Source organism: Weissella thailandensis (assembly GCF_001932615.1).
GTDB classification, from domain to species: domain Bacteria; phylum Bacillota; class Bacilli; order Lactobacillales; family Lactobacillaceae; genus Weissella; species Weissella thailandensis.
Genome location: NZ_CP014332.1, coordinates 1,092,492 through 1,117,720 on the forward strand (window position 1 = coordinate 1,092,492; position 25,229 = coordinate 1,117,720).

Consider the following 25,229-nt stretch of genomic DNA (forward strand, 5'->3'; position numbering starts at 1 on the left):
TAGTATAACAGAAAGTTTATCCAAAAAATTAACTTTTAGCAAAAAAATTAACTTTTTTACTGCAAATTTGTTTGTGTGTTCGCTAATAGTGTTTCAAAAGCAAATTCAGTCATTTGTAAATCACCAGCACCCATAAAGATGAACACCCCTTCTTCATCTTCCAAAAGAGGTGCCACATCACTTGGTGAAACAATTCCCTCAAACTTAGAAATCTTCTTACCTAAGTCAGCAGAACAAATTTCACCAACTTGTTCACGGGCAGAAGCGAAAATTTCTGTTAAGAAAACGTTATCTGCTAAATCTAATGCTTTTGCAAAATCATCTTGATAGGCAATCGTACGTGAAAATGTATGTGGTTGGAAAACGGCAATCAGTTTACGATCTGGATATTTTTGACGGACCGCGTCAATCGTTGCAGTGATTTCTGATGGATGATGTGCATAATCATCAATGATTGTCACTGGCCCGATATATTTTTCCGTGAAGCGTCTTTTCACCCCTTGAAACGTTAACAATTCTTCTTGAATCAAAGATGTCTCTATCTCTTCGAAGTATGACACGGCAACAACAGCCAATGTATTCAGGACACCGTGTTGGCCAAACAAGGGCACTTTAAAATTACCTAGGAATTTTTCATGGAAGTAAGCATCAAAACTTGATCCCTTGGTTGAACGCTTAATATTAGTTGCATAGAAATCATCAGTCTCAGGATTAGTACCATAATAATAAACAGGTACAGAAACATTGATCTTGCGTAGCTGTTCGTCATCACCCCAAGCAAAAATACCCTTTTTAACATTATTACCAAAGTCCTCAAAGGCGCTCCGCACGTCGTCGATACCCGTGTAATAATCTGGATGATCAAAATCGATGTTCGTCATAATTGCATAATCGGGTGTGTAGTCTTCAAAGTGTCGACGATATTCATCAGCTTCGAAAATAAAGAAACGTGCGTTAGGCACACCTTTACCAGTACCATCACCGATTAAGTATGATGTTGGCGCAATCCCTGATAGCACATGTGAAAGCAAACCGGTCGTAGAAGTCTTCCCGTGCGCACCAGCAACCCCAATTGAGGTGTACTGGGTAATTAATTGTTCGACCATATCAGGATAAGTAAAAATCGTTAATTCATCCGCCATTGCCAAAGCCGCAGCAACTTCAACGTGGTCATTTTCAAAGGAATTACCACGAATAACCGTCATGCCTGGCTTAATATTTGCGGCATCGAATGAATAAATGTCGATTTCTGCTTCCTCAAGTGGCTTTTGAGTAAATGTATATTCATCAATATCTGATCCCGAAACTTGGTAGCCCTGATCATGTAAGATTAATGCTAATGCACTCATTCCTGAGCCTTTGATACCAATAAAGTAATAATTAGGATTTTTGTCCATATCTCTCATCCATTCCAACGTAAATATTATTCGTTAAATTTTATTAAATCTATCTTATCAGAAAAAAACATCTGCCGACATAGTTTCGACAAATGTTTTCAAAGAGTTAGTGCCCTTTAAAGTAGCCATTGTTATCTCGAGCAGCTGAACTGTCCTCTTCTGAAAGGATGTCATCCAAGCTAAGTCCTAATCCAGTTTTTATAGATTTAGGCTTGTTTACCTTCGATACTTTATCGACAACTTTTTTGGCCTTTGTTGCGGTACTTTTCTTTGTGTTTTTTGATTGCTGAGGCTTTAAAGTCTCAACAGTCACATGTTGTTTTGTTGCCTTTTTAGGAAATTCCCCATCATCTGTTGCCAAGAAAATATACTCTGTCTTGGCAGCTAACAATTCTGCAACCTGTTGATCATAGGTATGCATAAGGTTTTCATAAAAAACAATTGGTCGCTGCAAAGCCATTAAATCACCACCTTTTTATTCAAATAGTGATTGAGCAGCGGCAGAGTTGACATCAAACGGTGTACCAACTGGTGCAAAGTCATCTGGCAAAATTAACGCACCTGGCACTTGTGGTGCATTTGGTAGATGTAATTCACGTCCGGAAGAAATCATACCATTAGATGCAACGCCACGTAGCTCACCTGGCCAAATAATAAGTCCTGATGGCATCATTGCCCCAACCTTGGCGACCACGACCTTGATACCTTGCTGCATGTTTGGTGATCCTGAAACAATTTGAACACGTTGATCATTATCAATCACAGTTGTTGTCACTTGAAGATGATCTGAATCCGGATGTGGTTCTGCCGTTTCAACATACCCCACAACAAATTTTGGGTCTTCATCAACAACTAGTTTTTCTGAGAAACCTGATTTCTCAATCAGTTTATTTAATTCTGCAACTTGTTCTTTAGACAAGAACACTTGGCCAGAAACATTCGATAAGTCTAACGTTTCACTAATATTGATAAAATTGTATCCAATTAATTCACTATTATCAGTTATAAACTGAATCACATTTCCCTGGTGGTTAATATGAAAACTTTCTGTTTGATTATTAGTTAATACGATTAGGTTATCGCCCATTCCTGCCGGATTATAGCTGGCAATTAGCATACTGTCAGTGCTCCTTTTAATTAATTTAGTTTTTTAATATTTAGTCGCCATAGATAATATCATTTACGGTTGTGGCGTCTAATTTTTGTGCTAGTGTCTCTACCAATGCCTGAGCAGCTTCAAAATCAGCCACTGACCAAACTGTTTGGTGAGTATGTATATAACGTGATGCGACACCTAGCGCAACAGATGGAATACCTTGATTCTGTGACTGTGCCCCATGAGCATCAGTACCACCCTTAGCAACAAAGTATTGTAGCGGAATACCAGCATCATGTGCTGTATCTAATACAAATTCTTTTAGTCGTAATGGCATAATAACACCAGGATCAAATACCCGTAGTAATGCCCCTTGATCCATTTGTCCTTGACCCTCAGCAGAACGGGTATCATCTGCTGTTGATGAGTCTAAGGCAAAGAAGATATCAGGCTTTAATTGATTGACAGCAGGTCCAACACCTCTTAAGCCAACTTCTTCTTGCGTATTAGCACCCATAATTAGCGTATTTGGTAATGCTTTATTTTCCAGGTTTTCCAAAGCGTTTAAAATTGTGACTAACCCAAAACGGTTATCCCAACTTTTTGAGACCACACGCTTACCATTGGCCAACATTTTTGTCGTCACATCAGGCACAATAAAATCACCTGGATGTATATCATAAGCTGCGACATCATCAGCAGATGTAAAACCACCATCAAACAAAATGTCTTGAATTTGTGGTGTCCCATTCACATTTCCTTGACGTAACAAATGGGGTGCAACTGAAGACGAAACAACCGGATAGGCATTATCACGTGTAAAAAGAGTAAAACGCTCAGCGGATACTGTATATGGATTCCAACCACCTACTGGAGCAACGACTAACATACCCCGCGACGTAACCTGAGTCACGACAAACCCAACTTCATCCATATGGGCACCAAACATGATCCGGGGTGCTGTAGCATCTTGGTTATGTCGAATACCGTACAATCCACCTAGACCATTTTGAACGACTTCATCAACTAATGGTGACAAATCTTTTCTAAATGCTTGTCTAACGAAATGCTCTTGACCAGAGGTTCCTTGTAATTCCGTGTATTTCACAATACGATTCCAAATTCGTTCTTCCAATATTTTCACGCTTTCTTTAGGAATTTATTTATGCCTTGTTTCGACTTAAAATAGCTCGAATTTGAGCTTCTAACATCCCGATACCGACCGCATTTGCACCGCCTTCTGGCAGAATAATATCAGCATAACGCTTGGTAGGTTCCACAAACTGGTGGTACATCGGTTTAACGGTTTCCATATATTGATTAACCACTGAATCAACAGTCCGGCCACGTTCAACGATATCACGCTGCATACGTCGTATAAAGCGTAAATCGTCATCAGTATCAACATAAACCTTAATATCTAGCAAATCACGCAACTTTTGCTCTGTAAATAATAGGACACCTTCCAAAATAATCACATCAGCTGGCTCAACCGTGATTGTTTCGCTTGACCGAGTGTGATTTGTATAATCATAGGTCGGTTGCTCAATTGTCTCGCGATTTAATAGTTGCTTTAATTGTGAAATCAATAGCTCATTATCCAATGAATCAGGATGATCATAGTTGGTCATACGTCGTTCAGCCATACTTTTTTCACTTTGATCTTGATAGTATGCATCTTGCGGCACCATCACAACTGACTCACCAGCCAAACGTTTGATAATATCCTGGCTAACCGTTGTTTTACCGGATCCAGATCCTCCCGTAACACCGATTACCATAGGGCGTGATGTAGACATGCTAAACCTCTTTCTTTTTTATTAAATAATTTTTATTGTAATGGTAGTGTAACTGTAATTGTCGTCCCAACACCAACTTGACTGGTTAATTCAATTTTACCCTGGGCTTGCTCAACTAGATCATTTACAATTGCCAAACCTAGGCCAGTTCCTGGAATTGATTTTGTGCGCGACTTATCAACGCGATAAAACCGTTCAAAAATACGGTTCTGTTCATCACTTGGAATGCCCAGTCCAGTATCCTTAACGGCAAATGCTAATTCACTCGCAGTAACCATCGCTGAAACTTTGACTGCCCCATCTTGACGATTATATTTCATAGCGTTCCCAATCAAGTTTGTCAAAATTTGCTCAAAATTACTCTTATTTTGATGAACGACCAGTGTGTCATTAACTTCATTTTTTAGTGTTAAATTCAGGTTATCCTTCAAATCAGCTTTCGCTTTAAAAATTTTTTCAACCATCTCAGACATGTTGAATTGCTGTAGTGACCTTGCTCTTTCAGGTACTTTTGCCAATGTCAAAATATCATCGGTCAAGTCCAACAAGCGCTTTGTCTCAGACTGAATAATTTCCAAAAATTGTTGTCGATCTGCTGGGTCTTCTTGTGCACCATTTAATAGTGTTTCCGTGAAACCAGCAATTGATGTCAAAGGTGTGCGCAACTCATGAGAAGCATTAGCAACAAACGCTGTTTGCATATCCTTCATTTGGATAACCTCTGTCATATCATACATTAGAACTAATAACTCAAAATGACGTTCACGTGTTTCATAATAAACAACAGAAACATCCACTGTTTTATCATCTATTTTGACTAACTCACGTAATTTCTTTTTTTGCTTAAGCGCTTGCTCAAATAGCTCCATCAGACGATGGTACTTAATGACATTATCGTAGTGTTGACCATTCAAATTTTGCTGTGCATCAAGCAATTGACTTGCTTGATCATTTGCTTGAATTATTTTACGTTCAGTAGTAATTTGTAACACACCTAAAGGCATATTATCCATCAATGTTTCCATCGTACTGCTCTGTTCTTGCATGATTTTAATGCGTCTACTATTCAGATGTTGGACATTATTGATGGCAGCCGCCAACGGTGCTAGTGTATCGTCTGGATGCATTAACACATGAGCTGTATGCGTATGCGTTGTTTCTAAATCTTGTAACTTTTCAATGAATAATGTGAGGTGTGCATCACGCCGTTGTTTCTGTATTTCTAAAGCTAACGTTGTTGCACCAGCTAAAATCATTGAAAGTAAAATCAAAACGTGCCATTTCAAAGTCACGTTCTGATCCCCTGTTAGAGAAGTTAGCCATAATATTAGCCAAATAATGGCTGCATAGAGAAACCAGAAAAGGACAAATCGCTTTGCTGATTGGATTAATTCATCAATATTCATCATTCACCCCCTGAATCTTGTTCATTACGTGAACTGTCGAAACGGTACCCAAAGCCACGCACTGTTTTTAAATAAACTGGATGTTTCGGGTCTAACTCAATTTTATCCCGCAAATGCGATAAGTGCATATCGACCATCCGTGTATCTGGTCCCGAGAATTCATAGCCCCAAACGCCGTCTAAAATCGTTTCACGACTGAGAACGCGACCTTCACGTTCAGCCATGTATGCCAATAACTCATACTCTTTTGGTGTTAATTTAACGATTTCATCGTCAAACTGCACAACCATTTTATTAAAATCAATCGTTAAGCGACCATATGATTGATTGTGTTTCACACTCTCTTCTTTTTGCGCTTGTGTTTTTTGACTAAAGCGTCGTAATACAGCGTGAACACGCGCAATAACTTCCCTTGGACTAAAGGGTTTTGTCACGTAATCATCAGCACCAATCTCTAAACCAACAACCTTATCAATTTCATCATCTAAGGCTGTTAGCATAATAATTGGAATTTGATTTTTTTCAGCACGTAATTCACGAGTGACATCAACACCACTTTTTTCAGGCAACATAATATCTAATAAAACAATATCAATTTTTTGTTCGTGAATAATGTCGAGTGCTTGCTGACCATCTTCGGCTGAGACCACATCAAAGCCAGATTTTTTTAAGTTATATGTTAGTAGAGTTTGTAATGATGGTTCGTCATCAACGACCAAAACTTTTGTCATAACTGAAAACTCCTATTTATATATATTAACTACAAGTTTACCACGAAAAATAGGTAAATTGCCTACCTATGTTAAGGATTAATCGCTGCTTTTAATTAACTGAACGTTCATTCATTTATAGCTAATTTCTGTTTGTGTCGCTTACTAATAAATTTAATAACGAGCATACCCACAATCAGTAATGTACCTAGTAAGAAAATCGTCCATTCACCCATGAGAGCGACACCATAACCTAGAGCGATGGTAATAATTGGTGAAAACAAATCGGTTGCAAAGAAAGATATACCAAATACCCGACCTAAGTATTCCGGCGCACTAGCCTCTTGGCGAACAGTATTAATCTTAATGACAAAAGCTGAACGAGCAAATCCATATAAAATGACCAAGACAATAAATACCCAGAGATATTTAAAGAACGTTGCCAGCAGAAAGGCCCCACCTAATAGATAGAAATCTCGGTACATGGAATTCATCGTATTATATTGTGGTAACTTTGCTAAAAGTAGACTGACAAAAATTCCTGCGATTGCTGCTAACGTTAGCGCCGTTGAATAACTAGTTGCAGTACCATGATAGTTGTGTTGAATAAGATATGGCATGGCTAAAATGAAACCTTCGAAAAAGAAGTTCGTCCAAATAGTCAATAGCATAGATTCAAACAACCTTGGCGATTGTTGGACATACTTGAAGCCCGCCGTTAAGCTTTGTAAAAATGGCTCAATAATTTGTGTTTCTTTCCGAGGTGCTGGTTGATACTTAATAGCTAGGTTAAACATAACCGTCACAAATAGCATCATACCAAGTATTTGCAAAAATGTTCGTAAGTCAATCCAATCAAAGTGTAGTAATAAGCCACCAACTAACGGCCCTAGAGCTTGTCCAGTTGAAAAGGCAGCACTAGCCCACGCATTAAATCCTGCCAGTGATTTTTTCTTGATCACATCCGGTAAGATAGAGCGTGTTGCTGGATATGAATACGAGACATCCACGTTTAAAATAAATGTCAGTACAAATAAAATCCATATTTGTGGTTTATCTGGATTAATCAAGAAAGATAATCCTAAAGCTCCCAAGGCTCCTAATAAATCAGCTGCAAGCAAAACCTTTTTCCGATTAAAGCGGTCTAAAATCGAACCGACAAAAATATCGTTAATAACATAGACAATGAAGCCAAATCCAGTCAACATGCCAAGAATTTCAGCATTTCCATAACTCGCCACCAGGAACCAATTCAATCCGAAACGATAAACACCATCACCAAAGACTGAGGCAAAGTTTGATACCAATAATGGCAAACTGAAATTTGCTAATTTAGATTGATGCTCTTCCATACACCATACCCCTTTTTAATTATAGAAATTTAATAATCATGGCACCTACCGCCATAATAATCACACCAATAATTTGTATGAAATTGATTGCCGACCTTGCTGATCGCCACCAACCAAATTGTTGTACCAACATTGACCCGGTAATGGAACCAATTAAGTTCATTGTAATTGTCAGACCGGCTCCTATTTTGAGGACGGTAAGTACTGTCGAAGGAAATGCCCCATCATCTGTTTACTTCCTTCTCATATAAATAGTTTTTTATGTAAAAAGAGTGGTTTTAACTACTATTTGATAGTTAAACCACTCTATAATTGTTGGTTTTGTTCCTTAGTCCATGAAATCACGTAATTGCTTTGAACGTGATGGATGGCGTAATTTACGCAACGCTTTTGCTTCAATTTGACGGATTCGTTCACGAGTAACCCCGAATACTTTGCCGACTTCCTCCAATGTGCGTGTACGTCCATCTTCAAGACCAAAACGTAGGCGTAACACATTTTCTTCACGATCAGTTAGTGTATCAAGCACTGATTCTAGTTGTTCTTTCAACATTTGGTACGCTGCTGAATCAGCTGGTGAAACAGCTTCATTATCTTCAATGAAATCTCCCAAGTGAGAGTCATCCTCTTCACCGATTGGTGTCTCCAAAGAAACAGGCTCTTGCGCAATTTTTAGAATATCACGAACTTTGTCAGTAGCAACATCCATCTCTGCACCAATCTCTTCAGGTGTTGGTTCACGTCCTAAGTCTTGCAGCAAATTACGTTGAATACGAATCAACTTGTTAATTGTCTCAACCATGTGCACTGGAATACGAATTGTACGTGCTTGATCAGCGATGGCACGAGTAATTGCCTGACGAATCCACCAAGTAGCGTATGTTGAGAATTTAAATCCTTTACGGTAATCAAACTTCTCAACAGCCTTCATCAATCCCATGTTTCCTTCTTGGATCAAATCAAGGAATTGCATACCACGACCAACATATCGCTTGGCAATCGAAACAACCAAACGTAAGTTAGCTTCTGCTAATTCTTGTTTAGCAGTTTCATCACCAGATTCGATTCTCTCGGCTAATGCAACTTCTTCTTTTCCAGTTAGCAAAGAAACACGGCCAATTTCCTTTAGATACATACGAACTGGATCATTGATTTTCATACCAGTTGGTGCATCCGCTGCCTGCTTCAATTCCTTTTCAGACAACTTGGTCTTTTTGTTTTCTAATGCACGAGCAGTTGGCTCACCGTTTTCATCAACAACAGAAATACCTGCTGATTCAATTTGATCATACAAATCATCAATCTGATCAGCATTCAAAGACATTGGCTTAACAACTGCCTTTTGCAAATCAGTTTCCTTAATTTGCTTGTCCTTTTTAAATTCTTTGATGATACCCTTAACCGCTTTATCAAAGTCAGTTTTACTAAACTTAGTAGCGTTTCCCTCGGTTTTCTTTGCAGCCATAGTAAACTCCTTAATTATTTAAATTCTTTGTTTGCTTTTGTTTTAAAACAGTCATATATTCAACACTTAATTGTGCAATTCGTGCATGGTCATGCAACTGATTAGCTTCTTTAATATCACGTGATAATTGACGGATTTTTTCCTCTAAAGGCGCTTCATCACTAATTACACGAATGTATGCTGATACTTGTTCGCGATCTTCAAATAACTGTGAATCAATACCTTCTAATGAAGCTAATATTCTAGTTAATTCAGGTTTTTGAACATAATCCATAAATGCTGCCATATCTGTTATAGGTTGTTGCTGATGTTCTTCACGATAGGCCATTGCAATCATATATAATGTTTCATATGGTACATCCTGAAAAGAAAAGTCAGCCTGATTGGTAACTTGCAACCAAACATCATTATCACGTAACATCCATGCCAACAGTATTTGTTCGGCTTTTTCAACGCGCGTTAGATTACTTTTAACAACCTGATTACCATTAAAGGATGGCTGATGAGACTGTTGTCGAGCACCTTGATGCGTATTAGTAGATGGCTTCTGTGCTTGCTTTTGTAGCAAAAGCGGGCGAATTTGATCTTGCAAAGCGTCATAGCTCAAGTCAAATTCATTAGCAAGTTGACGTAAAAATTGTTCACGTATTACTGGTTCCTTGACTGTCGCAATTACCGTAAGCGCATCACTAATGTAAGCGAACATCTCAGTTTGATTATTTAAATTACGATCAATTTGTAGATATCGCAAATTAAAAGTAACCGGATCTTCAACATTATGCACTAATACTTGATTAAATGCCGTTGCGTCATTTGAACGTAGATATTCGTCAGGGTCTTGATTATCAGGAATATGAATAATCTGGGCAGATAAACGGCCTTGTTGGGTAATTAAATCCAATGCCCGTTTTGTTGCTTTTTGACCCGCCATATCGGAATCATAGCTAATACTAATGCCATCAGCCATGCGAGACAAACGTTGCACTTGTTCAGTCGTTAATGACGTTCCCATCGAGGCAACACCATTTTGAACGCCCGCTTGGAATGCTGCAATAACATCCATAAACCCTTCAAATAGAATCACATGTTTTTGCTTTTTAATCGTATCCTTGGCTAAATCTAAGTTAAATAGCTCTGCAGATTTATTAAATAGCAGACTTTCAGGGGAATTGATATACTTCGGTTCATCATCATTCTGAGTTAACTTTCTCCCGGAAAAAGCGATAGGATGACCAGTACTATCCCTGATAGTAAATAAGACACGATTGGCAAAACGATCATGGAGACTACCATCAGACCATTCAACAAATAATTCAGATTTACGTAATAACTGATAATCAACTTTTTGCGTCTGGAAGTAATCATACAAAATATTACCTTCAGGGGCATAACCCAACATAAACGCATCGATCGTCTTTTCGTCTAACCCACGAGAAGTCAGATAAGTAAGTGCTTCTTCACCTGAAGCAGTATTGACTAATAGATGATGATAAAGTTTGGTGGCCTCTGCGTATAACTCACGTAAGGCCTTTACTTCTGGATCAACCTGTACATCCTGGTCATTATCCAGATACGATTCATCTAAATCAACACCAGCTTGTGGCGCAATTTTGGCAACAGCCTGAGGAAATGAAAGATTTTCAATTTCCATTAGAAAACTAAAAGCATTTCCTCCTCGACCACATGAAAAACAATGAAAAATTTGTTTCTCTTCATTAACGGAAAATGAAGGCGTCCGTTCTTCATGAAATGGACATTTTCCAAACAAATTACGTCCTTGTTTTTTTAACTGTACATATGGTGAAACAACATCAACAATATTAACGTGTTCACGAATTTCTTCAACAAGATTCTGCGGAATTCGTGCCATAATATTTCACCTCCGTTCCAATCAAAATGAACTTTTCCAGCTCTTATAATTATACGCTTGAATATTTAATATGCAAGCATCTTGTCAACCCCTATGAAAACTCATAAGTCTTGTTATGACAACATTCTTATTTTAAGGTAGTTGTATTATGTAAACTAGACTTTTACGGGAATTGTCAAGTTATTAGCTATCAATTTTCCAAAAAATTTTTTAACGACTAGCCGTGCATGCCTTGCCAGCAACCTTTACCCGCTTTATTACATTTTTGTATCTTTTTTTGGTTTGTTTGCTCTGGTTGTCTGCCCATGTTGTGGTTGTCACAATAATTTTTAAAATATAATTATTTACTCACACACTAAAACGACTTGTATTGATTGCTATAAAATACAAGTTCAAATAGTAAAAATTAGAATTTTAATTAAGCTAATTGTGACCGATGTTGGCGTTTCTTCTGACGTGCCCGTTGACTTTGCAAAAATTGGCGATAACACTGTTGTGGCGTTTGCCAATTTAAGACAGCTTTTGGATAATGGTTAATAATGTCTTGCACCGCTCTTAGTGCCACTAACGTGGTTTTAGTCAGACTTTGCCCTTTGGGAAAGAAACGCCGAATGTCACGATTAATACGTTCAATTCCCCCTTTTTCGGCAGGACTATACGCATGCGTAAAATAAACAGTTACTTGCCATTTTTCAAATAGCATCATGACATCAAGGTTGGTAAACTCATGACCACGGTCCGTAGTGACTGACTGCACTTGATTTGGATGCCGGGTTAAAAATTGTTCAATGGCATCATGCATGGCACTCACGCGTTTACTGTCCAATTTCATTAGCTCCATGTAGCGACTTTTACGTTCATAAAATACCAATAAACTGGCTTTCACCCCTTGAGGTGAATCAATACAATCCATTTCCCAGTGACCAAAATTACGGCGTTGATTAATCGCCTGGGGACGTTGGTCAATACTATGCGCTTGCATAAAATCACTTTCATGATGTGAACGCATCGCTTCGCGCATAGAAACAGGCCGTATATGGTACTTACGTTTTTTATAATTCAAAAGCGCCGGTACTCTTTTTTTTAAATAGCGATATAAAGTGGTTGCTGAAGGCACATTTTTCAAACTGTGCGCAATCATCGGAATGGTCCAGTGTTTTTCTTCAACAGCTTTTTGAACCCGTTTTAAAGCCCCATTTGATGCGTGAAGTTTACCATAGTTGCGATTAATGCGATTCTGGGCAGCTAACCAATCAGCATATTCCGGATCATACGGAATTTTATCTAATGAAACATCAGGTCGCCGCCGATTGTGATGCACTTCATCATAAATTGTCTTGGGCGTTCGCTGCAAACGTAAGGCAATTTGGCGTAAACTAATCTTTTGTTCATAATACCATACATAAATGTAATAACGTTCAGAGCGACTTAAGCGTTTATAAGATTTCATCCGTTTATCTCCTTAACAGGTCAGCTATTTACCCAAATAACAAAAATCTTCTAATTTTATTGATATGAATGTATCACAATTATTTAATTAATGCATAATTGGTAACGTTATTAAAAAAAACGGCCATAGAATGCGTTTCACAGCAATTAAATTTTGCCAAATTAAAAAGACCAGCAGACGCTAGTCCTAATTTACTGATGTTTTAGTTATAACTAGTGTTAGTGTCGTGCAACATATAAAATATCACACATTGGAAATCGGCGTTGATGACCTGAAAGAATCACATCATCATCTTGAAATCCTAGCACTTTGCCATGATAAAACGGACTCACCACCCCTTCATCATTGTGATTCCGTAATTGCAAAGTAACTGGGAAATGTTGATCAAAAGCTTTCATTAAATACCGACCAATGGCTTCTTGTGTCATTTCTTGCTGGTCCTGGCGCGCTATATTTTTAGCTCTGTTATTTGAGTAGCTAGCCACATCTGCTGTGTGATCACTAAGAAAGAACCCTTGCCATTTCACCATTCCTCTATCTTGGTAATCATGTTTAAAAAAATGTGCTGCTCGCTTTAATTGTGCCTGTAATTCTTCATCTTGATTCATCATGAGTGTTACCTCGCCACTTAATTGTTAGTTTTAACTGTATATCGTTAATTTTAAACTAATTAACAATTTAATCAATTCCTATTTTGAAGAAACCATTTTGCTGACCCTACTAAAAAAGACCAGTAGCTTACTGGCCTTAAATATTTTCGCAAATCAAAGAATTTTTGAAAAAGATGAAACAAACGAAAAAATAAGATGTAGTAAAAATAAGTTAATAGGTACCTATTGTTAATACCTATCACCTATATTGTACGAATTTTACGACACCCCTGTAATTAATATTAATCAGAGGATAAATACCGATTAATTTTTAAACAAATGATCAAAAGGTGATTCACCTGTATGCGCAACTTGTGTTAAAAACATTTTGATTGCTGACTGTGTCGTTAGCCCTTGTGCCTTAAAAATGGCATCTGCTTTATCCTTAACATCTTCTTCGACTCGTAATTGAATTAACTTTTCACTCATAACCATAATATAGTTCCCCTTTATGTCTGTATATTAGCGTCATGTTACTGAATATTATACAGCATATTATTACTTACCAAAATCAAAAGCTAGTTGGCCATTCTTTAACTGCAATTTTGCTTGAAACGACTTGCCCGTTTTCTTTGATTTAAACCCCTTCAACTTAGTGGTCGTCCCTTTCATTAGTAAAGTTTTGACAATGGTTGGTGTCAGTGCTTTACTACTCCATTTTTTAGGTAACGTAAATTGGCATGATTGTTCAGCTTTATAATTCGTACAGCCGTAAAACTTGCCTTTGTCCACGATTTGTCCTTGCTGACAGACCGGGCATTGCCCTAAGTTAGCTACTGCTTGTTGCTTAGCTTCAGCCTCTTTTTGTAAGTTAATTTGCTGTTGCATAGTTGCTGATTGGCCTAATTGGTCCGGTACTTCGTCAACTAATTTCTGCACAAATTTTTGAATTTGGCCAAGAAAGTTGTTCGGTGTCCGTTGCTGTTGTCCAATTTGTTTCAAAGCGGTTTCCCATTTTGCCGTCATAGTTGGGCTTGTTAATAGTGGCTGTAATGAAACAGCTTGACATAAGGTTTGTCCACTTGCCGATACATGTAACTGATTCTTTGCCGTCACTAAATACTGCCGCTTTTTAAGCACTTCCAAAATATTAGCCCGGGTGGCTTCAGTCCCAATTCCTTCAGCTTCTTTTAAAATAGCTTGTTCGTCGGCATCCTCCAATGTTTTACCAGCTGTTTTCATAGCTGTAATTAACGTTCCTTCCGTGAAAGGTATCGGCGCTTTGGTTAGTTTCTTAGTGGCAGCTAACTTCACTTGTACGCGTTGTCCCTGGGTAACTTTGGGCAAAACAGCCGGTTCTTTTGATTCTTTTTTTCTTTCAATGGTTGTTTTAATAATACCTGCCAGCCTGGATTAGTAGGAACTTTACCCGTGGCTTTAAATAGGGCTTGGCCGACTTGCGTTATAATGACGGTTTCTTGGTACTCATACGGCTGGGCAAACATGGCCAACGTCGTTCGTAGGACCAAATCATAAATTTGTTGTGCCAAAGGAGTGAGCTTTTGTAACTGCGCTGGTGTAGGTATAGTTTTGGTCATAATGATGGCGTGATGTTCTTGCACCTTAGCCCCATTAATATAACGTTTATTGGCGGTCAGATGATCTAAAACAACTTCTTCTGGAATCAAGGCTTGGTAAGCCGTCAGGTTATCCAGCAAATAATCAAATTCTTGATCCGTAATATACTGACAATCCGTTCGTGGATAAGTTAATAATTTCGCTTCATACAAGGCTTGCACCGCTTTTAACGTTTCACTAGCACTGACGTGCGCTTGTTTATTCATGGTACTTTGCAAACTCGACAACGAAAACAAACGCGGACTAGCGGTTTGCTTAGCCGTTGTATCAACACCCGCAATGAAACCGTCCTGTAAACCAATTTGCACGGTTTTAGACGCCATGTAGGTATTAAGCTGATTTTGATCATCAAAACGCTGATATGGCTCTAATTTTGCTTGAAATGTTTGCTGTTCAACTTGGACTTGTGCTTGTAACTCTAAATAAGGTGTCGGGTGAAAGTTTTTAATCGCTAAATCACGTTCATAAACCATATACAGCGTTGGGGTTTGCACACGCCCAATGGAATAAACGCTGTGGACACCTGCTTGTCGTAATAATAACGTGTATAGCGGACTCGCATTCATGCCGACTAACCAATCACTAATCTGGCGCGTTTGTGCTTCGTAATAAGCCGGTAGATCACTAGCGCCTGTACGTAAATGTTGCAAACCTTCTCGAATAGCTGCTTTTTCTAAACTATTAATCCACAAACGTTGATAGGTTTTGTTCTTTGTATAAGCTCCAGCTTGCTTAATAATGCTCCAAGCAATGTTACTGCCTTCACGGTCACTATCTGTGGCGATAATAATGGTATCGGCAGCTTGTAATAGCTTTTTAACAATCTTGAATTGCTTTTGTTTATCTGCCCCAACCACAAAGTGGTATTTTTCCGGAAAAATCGGCAAATTGTCCAACGACCAGTGCTTAAATTTGGCATCGTAATCATCAGGTGGTGCCAGTTCAACTAAATGACCAAACCCAAACGTGATGGTTGTATCTGACGGCAAAATCGGGTCACTGACCTCGTAGTAACCCGATTGTTTGGTATTCTGTTGCAAAGCATCCACATAAGCTCGTGCTTGGCTCGGCTTCTCTGCTAGAATAACCGTGCTCATTTAGTCACCTCGCTTTTCTAATTGGTCAAATTTTGCATAAAGTCCCGCAAATTCATGACGAACTTCATGGTAGTATTTTTGGTCTTTACGACTGGCAACAAAAAATAAAATACTCATCAGGTAACCTGTACCTAGCATCAAAAAGGCGATATAATCCTCGCCCTGTTCAAAAAGATCAGCTGTTAGTAGGCTAGGTGCTACATAGAAAAGAACTGAATACATATACCCAAAGTAATAGCGACAACGTCTTTTAAATTGTTTTAATTGAAATATCATATATTCCCCCCATTTTTGATATTAGTATTTAGAAATTATTTGCTGATAATTCAGCAATCATCATGATCAGGAATCGAACCTCATCCAGTCTAGAACTGACCACCAGGCATGACGTGATTCGTCTCACGGCTGTGAGACATGCTTCGTTTCTTTTTGCCGATTTTTAAATGGATGTAACCACTTAGCTAACTTAGCTTGGCGGGCTTGTTGTGCCAATTCTTGGTGTTGGGCTAAATCGACTTGATCACTCTGTAAACGATGCTCATATTGTTGATTAACTTCAACCAATTGTTGCTTAACGCGTTCCAAATCTTCTTGGGCCGTTTCCGCACGGAATTGCCACTTAGATGATTCGGCTTGCAGTTGACCAATTTGACCTTCTAGGTCCATTTTAACTGATTTCAATTGGTCATGGCGTTTCTCAAGATTGAGTACTTCCGCATTAGCGAATTGGAGACGTTCCTTTTCAGCTTGGGCTTTATCTGAATCCTCACGGATGCCTAAGGCATGTTCATGTTCCTTAATAAAATCTTGGCGGCGTACTTCTAAATCACTCGATAACTGCCGATAAGCTTTCGTCATTAAGTCATTAGCTTCCTTTTGCCCAGCCACAATTTGGTCAATCACTTTGTGGCGTTTAAATTCGGCTTGGTTATAGCGTAATTGTTGCACTTCTTGCTCGATATATTGCTTTTGCGTGGTAATAATTTGGGCAATTTCATGTTGAATAATTTGGTCACGATCACCCGTTAATTTAGCCGTTGTTTTGGCTTTATCAATGGTTAATTGTTGTTCAAGCTTGGTTAACGTTTGTTCATGATGTTGTTCTTCTTCGGCAACAGCCTGTTGATAATCATTATCTAAAGCTGCTAACGAATTGTCCAAACGATTGCCATAATCTTTCGTATGGCGTTGCGTTACCTGTTGTTTAATTGGTGTTTGCCAATCTGTTGTTAGCAAGTCATCAATGGCTTGCGTATCTTCATGCACATCGGCAATGTTTTGCGTCAGTGTCTCACGGTAAGCATCGGCCACCTTATCGGCGGTTTGTTGCATGAAGGCATTTGCTTCTTTAGTTTCGCGTACCATCATCACGTCAACATAATCATCGCTTTCCGGTACCACCGTTTGTTTTTCATCCAACGGTTTCGTTTTAAAAAACGAAGTTTTAACTTGAAAGGCTTGAATAAGTTTGGCAATGGTTAAAGTGCTATCGGCGGTAGCTGCAGCTGGCATTACCGGTTGCGTGGCAACCGAAGCAGCATCTGCGACAGCTGTTGCAGCTTGACTAACCGCACTAGCTGGTTCAGCATCGTTAGCTGCTTGTGATGAAGCTTCTGATAAGGTTGTTTCAGATTGTGGTTGGCTTGATTTAACCGTCTGTTCAGGTTGATCAGTCGTGGGTTCATCACGAACCACTAACCGTTGTGGTAACCGGTTAAAGAGCTCATTATGCTCAACGGCTTCAATATATTCGTCTTCACTGGGCAAGGTCGGTAACTCTTGATCGGTAAAGCCTCCTAGCTCATGACTGGCAGTTAAAAAGGCTGTCAATGCGTCTGTTAATTCTTGATACGTCAAATCATCGGCCAGACGTACTTGTTCATCGTTCAATACTTGATTGACTGTTTCCACGACAAAATTTTCCATGTCGCCTCTTACCACAGCGTTTTCCCAGGTTAAGCCCGTTTCCACCGTTTTCTTCGGGTTTTTCGGGTCCACCGTTAAAAAGCTGATGTCACCTAACGGCACCAATTCACCGGTAGCAATCGCCACGTTTTGTTGTATTTTTTCTGTCAGCGTTTTTAACTCATCTAGTTTCAGATTAGGCCAGGTTTGCGTCACTTGACCCGTATCAGCCAGCAATTGTTTAATCAACGGATTGTCACGATCTAACGTACTTTTAACCACTTGGGCGCGATAATCGCCTAAATCAACCGGCGGTTGTCGTTTCTTTGCTTTTAACCAATGCATATGTCCCTCCTTTCAAATTAAATACAGCCGCTTAAAATGGCCAAGTCCAGTTAAAGCCACCACCGGCACTGGTAACGGTATTAACGATCCAAGTCACCCCAAGACTTAAGCATAGGATCCCTACGATACTTGCTAAACCAATCATGATTTTTTTCGTACCAAATGCATGCAGCATTTGATTACCTGATGCCATCATGGCAATCCCTAAAGCAGCCCCAATTGCTCCTAAAACAACGGTTAGCAGAATCAAAAAGGTAATCACTTTACTACCAGTGTTTTTAGCCGTTTCTTCTAAAGCAGCCGCGTGAACTAAAGTGGCTTGACTGCTGATCAATAAAGCTGTCCCAGCACTAAGCGTTGCCGTCACGAATCCGCGTGACCACGGTTTTGTATATGTTGTCATTGTCTGACCTCCAAAAAAATTATTGTCACTATCTCTAGTGCAACCCTATCGTAACGAATTTTTACAGGCCTATGTAAAAGTGTCCCAAAGAAATTTTTAAGTCATTAAAAAAAAGAACAACCGCTCAGCTTGGCAGTGCACGGCACCAAGTGAATAGTTGTTCTTGAAATCTAATTACCAAAGTTAGTATAGCACATTAACTAATTGTCACGAACGATAATTTTAAGTATACGTATCGTATACGATTGCGTATGATATACCGTATACTTACTCGTATGTTAATGCGTATACGTTTATGATTGGGGCTTCAAAAATGATTGATAGCCCTCATTGTTATTAAAGCGAATAATATGATCATTCATCGTGAATTGATGACTATGACGTTCGTCAGCCTTGATCATTGCTAATCGCAATTGGACTTGGGTGACGCGTAAATACCGACTGAGTTCAATTAAACTACTAAAGTACTTGGCATAATCAACAATATAATGTCCTTGTGCCGACGTTTGCCAATATTTGTGGCCCAACTCTTGCGCTGCTGGACTACTTAAATCCCCCTGACCAGCAGCCATAATGTGTGGTATCCAATTCATATGACGCCCTCCTCTTAATTTGGGATACTTTTATTAATCAACAGTTTCCGTACTATCAACAGCGATATTGTAGACACCTTGTTGATCAATTTTAACTAGTTTATCAGTTTTACCATCATACGTAACCTGAAAGACTTTGATGGTATCTTGCCCTTCTTCATCTTCAAAGTTTAACTCTTGCGTTGTATAAACGGTTGCTTCTAGTTGCTGATCGGTAATTTTGGTTGGCACAACTTGATTTTTGACAAACGTCGATTGTAAGCCTAACTGCCGGGTTTTACTGTACTTATCTTCTTTAAATAACCGTCGGTTATCATAAACTGCGGGACTCACCACTTTTTTAGCAGCTTGACGGCGCTGATTATAGGCTTTTTGATCATCATAATTAAAGTAAGCACTCATAAACGTATCTAACCGTTCTTCCGTTCGACTATAAAGTGGCCGTTCTCGTTCAAATTTTGACAATTTACGTTGCGTCTGTTGTTGCTTGAGGTGTGCTTGCTGTTGCTGACGTTCAGTTTGGTGATTAGCCCCGTTAAGCATGAAGGCACAACCCATCACGATGGCCACAACACTTAACCCGCTAGTAATCAAATAGAACCACTTAGTAGACGGTATCTTTGGCGTTTTCACTTGCTTTCACCTCCCCTAACTTGATGCTTTCAACGCGTAAATGACCTTGATATTGTTCTAAGGTTAATAAGACGGTAAATTTTGATTTGATATGGCGCGTCTTAGCCTCTTTATCATCCGAAATACCAAAGGCTTTAATCTCAATCTGACCCTCACCGACAATTTCCCCATCGGCCATTTTATTAAAATGTAAGTCGTGCTGGGTTAATTTCATACCACTATTCATACCGGCCATGGCTTGTATGGCGGTATAAGCATCTGCCTTCCCATAAGTTTCATCCTTAGCACTAATATCACCTGATTTCGTGGCACGCGCTAACGCACGATTCAAAAACGCCACCGCCCGCTTTTGATAAACGGCATCAGTAACTAATTTTTCTTGGGTTTGGCGTTTCTGCTGAATATTTTTTTGTTGGTGTTTGACTTGTTGGACTTGCTGTTGGGTTACCTGTTGTTGTTGAGACTGCTTTTGGTCGTAAACAAAGGCCAGACCCGCAAAAATTATACTTAACCCTAACACTAGTTTCAGTAGCCCTTTCGTAACTTTTTGTTTGTCCATGCCTTACTCCTTCGTGGCTTTAATGACGTTAACTAAACGATCCGGATTATTGGCGCCTACATGCCGGGCCACTTCCTGACCGGCCTTTAAATGAATGGCAGTGGGCACTTCAATCACATTATATTTTTGATATAAGTTTGAATCTTTGGTATCCACCATCACGTAGTGATCGGCTTGGCCTGCTTGCACGGCTTGATTCACCTGCCGGACCACTTGCTGACAATCCGGACAACCCGTTTTATGAAAAATTAACACGACGTCATCCTGTGTTTTCTGTTGTTGCTGTAAGATTTGTTGGGGTTGCTTGGTGTCATGGTACGTATAATTACGCCAGGTCCAGTAACCGCCAACGGCAATCGCAATACTCACTAACAAAGCGAGTATGGTAGTTGCATATTGTTTAACTTTCATGTTTAATCCCTACTTTTTATCTTTGTCTTGATCAGTTGAAAATGGTCCGGCAGGTACGGTTTGCCCCTTTTCCGGAACTGCTTTACGGGGCACTTTTGATAGATAATCGCCACCACTTACGAGCCCATCTGATTGAGGTGCGAAAGCGGGCTTCTTCTTATTAACCCCAAAGTGCACATGCACACCCGTTGCGAGACCGGTTTGGCCTTGGTGTGAGATATGTTGTCCTTTATGGACGGTATCCCCTTTATTCACAACAATTGATTCTTGTGAAGGAGCATGCCCATAATAGGTATAATTACCATCGTTATTTTTGATAATGACATTGTTACCACCCGTTGCATCAGAGGCTTTGGCATAGACTTTACCGTCGGCAACAGCATAAACATTGCTGGCATCACCACTTTCCTTGGCGCCCACCGTTTGAAAGTCCACGCCGTAATGTGGGCTACCACCGGCGCCTTGGTAATTTGGATAACCACCCGTGATATTGTACTGGCCTTTAATGGGTAACCTAGAACTCGTTCCGGTTGCGGGTGGACAATTATTGGGGTTCAATGTCGCACCACCTTGGGCTGTGTTGGCATCACCGCCGGTGAGGTCGGTTAAACTACCAGAAAAGTCTAACTTAAACACCTGCTTAACCTTTTGCGCTGTCGCTAAGGTTTGTGTTGACTTACGTTGTGGGTCCGAGGCAGCGACACCTTCAAAATGCACGTCCCATGCTTCTAACGAATGCGTTAAGTCGGCATTATACATATGCGTTAAGGTGGCTGCATGACTAGACTTTAATTCTTTAATTGCTAAATTAACTTGGCTATCAACATTGTCTTGCGTGTCTTTATATCGATTACCATTCACACCACCAGCACCCCATTGCCAAATCCCTTTCACTTGTCCGCTTGGATTTTCAGCTTTAGGATTAAATTGACTTTCACGTAAACCAATTGCTAATGCTGCGGCAATGTTATCGCCGCTCATATGTAACTCATTTTTAAATTTATCAGCTGCTGCTTGCATCGCTTTGTGGGTTTTGGAATGACTATCTTTCCAATCACCACCAATCCCGGCACCAGCAGAAGTGTCGTTATTACTGGGGTAGCAAACTTGACTATCATCACTACCGCCACCGGCTAACAGATTAATCACTACCAGAAAGAAAAATAATAAACCAATTAACACTAGCAATATTGGTACTAAGATTTTGACCCAAAACCAGACTGTAATGGCTTTTTTCATGGCCTAACCTCCTATCGCTTGTAATAGCAACATGATGGCAAGCATTAAGAAAATCACGACGGTGATTAAGACTAACCGTAACGTGCGTTTCACCACTGCCGGGTCCTTTTTGGGCCATTCACCTGTTGCTTTATAATGTTCATAATCCCGTTGTGCATCCGCTCGAATGGTACTCGGTTTATAACGATTCAAGCGATTTTTGTTATTGTTTTGTTGTTGACTCATAGGCTTAAATACCTCCACCATACATCCGTAATTGGTCATCGGTTGGCCGATAAGCCGTGATAAAGATTGACTGGAACCCGCGCAAGATCAACAAGAATTGTCCCACTTGCAGCATCGGTAACGTGTCTAATTGATCTGGCGTGGCATCTGAACGACTCGTGACACTGGCATAACGATTTTTGTCATCTTCCGGTAGCCGGCCAATATGATGATTTTGGAAACGGTTGAAAAAGTCGGTCATGGCGCGCGCTTCTTCTGAATCTTGTTGTTGACCAGTGGGTAACACGTTCTTTAAACCAGGGAAAATCATAAACAGCCCAAAGTAATTCTTACGCTGTTGCTGCATCATCTTGTCGGCAAATGAAATCCCTAACGGGTTCGTATAGTTAATGACGTCATCGGCCTCATCCTGGATCCACCAGAAGTATTTAGGCGCTGCCGTTCCGTTGGCAACCGTTTGCTTGGTAAATTCACCATGTTGCTCTCTTGCTAACTGTTGGTATCCATTCATGACCACATAAGCATTCATCAATGACATAATACTAAAATATTGCGCAGCGTAAACTTTTGGTTCCCATTCGGCCATACCTGACGTATCAAACATGATCAATTGTTCGTCTGACAAATCAGGCACATCCGTATGACCGTTCACTTTTGAGCCATATTGATTCAAAAGATTATTTAACACCATCACAATATTGTCTAAGCGATCTCGGTTATTACCAGTAAAGTCACGGGCATTTAATTGACGAGCTTGTAGATAACTAATAAATGTTTCCAAAGTTGGATAAGCGTTCGCATCTAAACCGATAATTCGTAATTCTTCTGGGTGATCTTCAGGTGAATACAACCACATTTCTTGATCTTCAATATAAAAGCGCCGTAATTCATCCATAAACAAATTTAATTCACCCACACCAGCTTCTGGATTTAAAGTGGCATAATACGTTTTAACCTTTTCCAGATGTTGTAAAAAGGAATTAATGACATCAATTTGACCATGTTCATCTAGCACTGTACCAAAGACATGCAAGATATTTACCCGGTTTTGGGAACCATCCATGGTTAGAATTAGGCCCCCTAACTGTTGAATGTGGGGAAAGTACCGGCGGGTACGATCGAATAACCAAATCGTGTCGCCACGAGCAAATAACGGATCCAATTGCTGGTGCATCCAGGTTGATTTACCTGAACCAGAATCACCAATAATTAAGTTATAGGCCGTAGTACGATGTTTACCATCCGAATGACTGGGGTCAAAGGTGACCTCACCCCCTTGAAAAGTCGTGGCCAAATTGGCACCTCGTGGATCAGCCAAAAATGTTTGGTTAAAGGCATACGTGCCGGCCAATGAATAAGATTTCATGGGAAAGCCTTTATCTTTGAGCGCAATATCTTGTACCTTCATCGCTGGAATAAAGAATTGGCGCATATGATTAGCCATTTCGCCAGCATAGACCATCGACTTGTAATTACTTAAACGTTGTCGAAAATCATCTAGTTTCATACGCAGTTTTTCAATCGTGCGTTCGGTAAATAATACGCGGACATATAGACGTTTATAGATTTCTTGCCCATTTAAGGCATCATTCAAATCGGCCATGTTTTGTTGGTACTCATTACCAGCCAACAACTTGCGTTGATCGTTTTGCCACTTATCCCCTAAAATCGCGTTATTGGCATTCGCCGCATCTTGTAAAGCTTTTTCCACTTTGGCCCGTGATTCAGTTCCAACCTTCAAAATTGTAATCGTGTTATCCGTATCCAGCAAGTTACGGAACCACATTTGTTGTTGAGTTTCTTTGGGATAATCATAGATCGTGACAATCGTACCGACCCCATTACCGAAATGAATATAATCAGAATGATAAATGGTAGGACTCGGATTTTGAACCTGCCAGATTAAATCTAAATCATAGCCTTGATTGCGTAGTTTTGCTGCCACACTTTTTTTCATGTTTACGCCTCCTTTAATTTATTGCTTGTTTATTGATTTAATTGTTGCGTCGGATCTTGTAAGATCTGCAACATCGTTTGCTTTTGTTTTAATGACATCGGTTGGGCTGTGATGGCACGGCCACCAGAACTAATAAAGATTTCTCTGGCGGTCCGGGCTTCTGCTGCTGATTCACCATAAATAAAAGCCGTATAGCTTTGGTGCTTCACGTTTTCGGCCACGTGGCGTAAACTGGCGATTTGATCCGTGACTAATCGATGGCGTAGTTGTAATTGCCGATAACGGCGTTCATCTGTGGTTTGGGTCATTTCTGCATCAATTGCTTGCCGATTAGCCAACCAAGCCCGTTGTTGGATGGTAGTTTCAGCAGCCATCCGGGTAATGATAATATCAAAATCACTGGTAAACGTATTTAGTAACAAATGGTAGTCACGAATGATATTTGAGGCTCCTTCGGAACCGACACCATAGACGAAATCTAAGTCTTTACCATAAATCGTTAACATATCCATATAACCCGCATCTTGTTTATCATTACCGGCTAACACTAATAAATTATCCTCACCTTCAAATCGTTTAAACGGTAATAAATCCAACAGATCAACTTTTGGTCGCCTTAATTCGGCTACTTGTTTTAGCGATAGTTGGTGCTTTTTTTGTTGTTTAAACCCCATTTAATCCTCCTTTTCCAACGGCATGCATTTCATTGAGCCGTGCAGACTTTGTGAACTGACCGTTTTCGGCCCGCGTACAAAAACTTCATCAATCACTAAACTATTCGGATTGCTGGGTGCTGGTAAGATGGCGTAAATTGCTGTCACCACCATGACCACCAGAAAAAAGCCTTTTGAAAACGTCAATTGATATGAAAACGCTTTGGATAGCATGATATAGGTAAACATGAAAAAGTCTCCTAATACCGCTAGTCGTTCAAAATTTAAAAATAAAAGTCGTGGTTGCTTTTGCCAGATGTTGTTACCTGGTGAAAACTCACGATAGTTATAACCTTGCATAAAAATGCCACCTTTCAATAATTTATTTCTTTGATTAACTACCGTTATCGTAACGAATTTTTTAAGGCCTATGTAA

General features: G+C 39.6%; 25 protein-coding genes and 2 pseudogenes. All 27 read right to left on the reverse strand.

Going from position 1 to position 25,229, the window contains the following annotated elements; translation table 11 throughout:
* Positions 1–56 precede the first annotated feature (56 nt).
* Entirely contained in the window at positions 57–1,397 is a 1,341-nt protein-coding gene (gene murC, locus FOL01_RS05310) for a UDP-N-acetylmuramate--L-alanine ligase (protein WP_075269691.1), read from the reverse strand.
* A 106-nt stretch (positions 1,398–1,503) separates the two neighbouring features.
* Positions 1,504–1,857, reverse strand: a complete 354-nt coding sequence (locus FOL01_RS05315) for a hypothetical protein (protein ID WP_075269692.1) — start codon at positions 1,855–1,857, stop codon at positions 1,504–1,506.
* A gap of 15 nt (positions 1,858–1,872) precedes the next feature.
* A complete protein-coding gene (gene ytpR, locus FOL01_RS05320) occupies positions 1,873–2,514 on the reverse strand; it encodes a YtpR family tRNA-binding protein (protein ID WP_075269693.1) in 642 nt (213 codons plus the stop codon).
* A gap of 40 nt (positions 2,515–2,554) precedes the next feature.
* Positions 2,555–3,628 (reverse strand): glutamyl aminopeptidase, encoded by a 1,074-nt coding sequence (gene pepA, locus FOL01_RS05325; RefSeq protein WP_075269694.1) that lies wholly within the window; start codon positions 3,626–3,628, stop codon positions 2,555–2,557.
* 28 nt (positions 3,629–3,656) lie between these two features.
* Positions 3,657–4,292 carry a uridine kinase gene (udk, locus tag FOL01_RS05330; RefSeq protein ID WP_075269695.1) on the reverse strand — a complete coding sequence of 212 codons (636 nt, stop codon included), beginning with the start codon at positions 4,290–4,292 and terminating at the stop codon, positions 3,657–3,659.
* Positions 4,293–4,324: 32 nt separating this feature from the next.
* On the reverse strand, positions 4,325–5,701 hold the full coding sequence (locus FOL01_RS05335) for a sensor histidine kinase (RefSeq protein WP_075269696.1): 1,377 nt from the start codon (positions 5,699–5,701) through the stop codon (positions 4,325–4,327).
* Entirely contained in the window at positions 5,698–6,429 is a 732-nt protein-coding gene (locus FOL01_RS05340) for a response regulator transcription factor (RefSeq protein WP_075269697.1), read from the reverse strand. The genes FOL01_RS05335 and FOL01_RS05340 overlap by 4 nt, the downstream gene beginning before the upstream one ends.
* A gap of 107 nt (positions 6,430–6,536) precedes the next feature.
* Entirely contained in the window at positions 6,537–7,760 is a 1,224-nt protein-coding gene (locus tag FOL01_RS05345; protein WP_075269698.1) for an MFS transporter, read from the reverse strand.
* 19 nt (positions 7,761–7,779) lie between these two features.
* Positions 7,780–7,971, reverse strand: a pseudogene (locus tag FOL01_RS05350) (DMT family transporter); the annotation flags it as partial.
* 117 nt (positions 7,972–8,088) lie between these two features.
* Positions 8,089–9,225 carry an RNA polymerase sigma factor RpoD gene (rpoD, locus tag FOL01_RS05355; RefSeq protein WP_075269699.1) on the reverse strand — a complete coding sequence of 379 codons (1,137 nt, stop codon included), beginning with the start codon at positions 9,223–9,225 and terminating at the stop codon, positions 8,089–8,091.
* Positions 9,226–9,235: 10 nt separating this feature from the next.
* Positions 9,236–11,095: a DNA primase gene (gene dnaG / locus FOL01_RS05360; RefSeq protein WP_075269700.1), complete on the reverse strand. Its 1,860-nt coding sequence runs from the start codon at positions 11,093–11,095 to the stop codon at positions 9,236–9,238.
* A 418-nt stretch (positions 11,096–11,513) separates the two neighbouring features.
* Positions 11,514–12,545 (reverse strand): IS30 family transposase, encoded by a 1,032-nt coding sequence (locus tag FOL01_RS05365; protein ID WP_014974276.1) that lies wholly within the window; start codon positions 12,543–12,545, stop codon positions 11,514–11,516.
* 218 nt (positions 12,546–12,763) lie between these two features.
* Entirely contained in the window at positions 12,764–13,156 is a 393-nt protein-coding gene (locus tag FOL01_RS05370) for a hypothetical protein (RefSeq protein WP_083603443.1), read from the reverse strand.
* Between the two features lie 303 nt (positions 13,157–13,459).
* Positions 13,460–13,624, reverse strand: coding sequence for a type II toxin-antitoxin system RelB/DinJ family antitoxin (locus FOL01_RS05375; protein WP_043941736.1), 165 nt, complete (start codon positions 13,622–13,624; stop codon positions 13,460–13,462).
* 69 nt (positions 13,625–13,693) lie between these two features.
* Positions 13,694–15,870: pseudogene (locus tag FOL01_RS05380) on the reverse strand (type IA DNA topoisomerase).
* Complete coding sequence (locus FOL01_RS05385) at positions 15,871–16,146, reverse strand: hypothetical protein (protein ID WP_075269701.1); 276 nt, start codon at positions 16,144–16,146, stop codon at positions 15,871–15,873.
* 123 nt (positions 16,147–16,269) lie between these two features.
* Positions 16,270–18,120 (reverse strand): hypothetical protein, encoded by a 1,851-nt coding sequence (locus tag FOL01_RS05390; protein WP_075269702.1) that lies wholly within the window; start codon positions 18,118–18,120, stop codon positions 16,270–16,272.
* 31 nt (positions 18,121–18,151) lie between these two features.
* Complete coding sequence (locus tag FOL01_RS05395; protein WP_075269703.1) at positions 18,152–18,523, reverse strand: hypothetical protein; 372 nt, start codon at positions 18,521–18,523, stop codon at positions 18,152–18,154.
* 293 nt (positions 18,524–18,816) lie between these two features.
* A complete protein-coding gene (locus FOL01_RS05400) occupies positions 18,817–19,116 on the reverse strand; it encodes a hypothetical protein (RefSeq protein WP_075269704.1) in 300 nt (99 codons plus the stop codon).
* 33 nt (positions 19,117–19,149) lie between these two features.
* Complete coding sequence (locus FOL01_RS05405) at positions 19,150–19,749, reverse strand: hypothetical protein (RefSeq protein WP_075269705.1); 600 nt, start codon at positions 19,747–19,749, stop codon at positions 19,150–19,152.
* Entirely contained in the window at positions 19,721–20,308 is a 588-nt protein-coding gene (locus FOL01_RS05410; protein WP_075269706.1) for a hypothetical protein, read from the reverse strand. Before FOL01_RS05410 ends, FOL01_RS05405 begins: the two co-directional genes overlap by 29 nt.
* A gap of 3 nt (positions 20,309–20,311) precedes the next feature.
* Positions 20,312–20,719 carry a thioredoxin family protein gene (locus FOL01_RS05415; RefSeq protein ID WP_075269707.1) on the reverse strand — a complete coding sequence of 136 codons (408 nt, stop codon included), beginning with the start codon at positions 20,717–20,719 and terminating at the stop codon, positions 20,312–20,314.
* A 9-nt stretch (positions 20,720–20,728) separates the two neighbouring features.
* Positions 20,729–21,958, reverse strand: coding sequence for a phage tail tip lysozyme (locus tag FOL01_RS05420; RefSeq protein WP_075269708.1), 1,230 nt, complete (start codon positions 21,956–21,958; stop codon positions 20,729–20,731).
* A 3-nt stretch (positions 21,959–21,961) separates the two neighbouring features.
* Complete coding sequence (locus FOL01_RS05425) at positions 21,962–22,183, reverse strand: hypothetical protein (RefSeq protein ID WP_075269709.1); 222 nt, start codon at positions 22,181–22,183, stop codon at positions 21,962–21,964.
* A gap of 4 nt (positions 22,184–22,187) precedes the next feature.
* Positions 22,188–24,140: a putative type IV secretion/conjugal transfer ATPase gene (locus tag FOL01_RS05430; RefSeq protein ID WP_083603444.1), complete on the reverse strand. Its 1,953-nt coding sequence runs from the start codon at positions 24,138–24,140 to the stop codon at positions 22,188–22,190.
* 29 nt (positions 24,141–24,169) lie between these two features.
* Positions 24,170–24,814 (reverse strand): hypothetical protein, encoded by a 645-nt coding sequence (locus tag FOL01_RS05435; RefSeq protein ID WP_075269711.1) that lies wholly within the window; start codon positions 24,812–24,814, stop codon positions 24,170–24,172.
* Positions 24,815–25,153 (reverse strand): hypothetical protein, encoded by a 339-nt coding sequence (locus tag FOL01_RS05440; protein ID WP_075269712.1) that lies wholly within the window; start codon positions 25,151–25,153, stop codon positions 24,815–24,817.
* Positions 25,154–25,229: the final 76 nt, after the last annotated feature.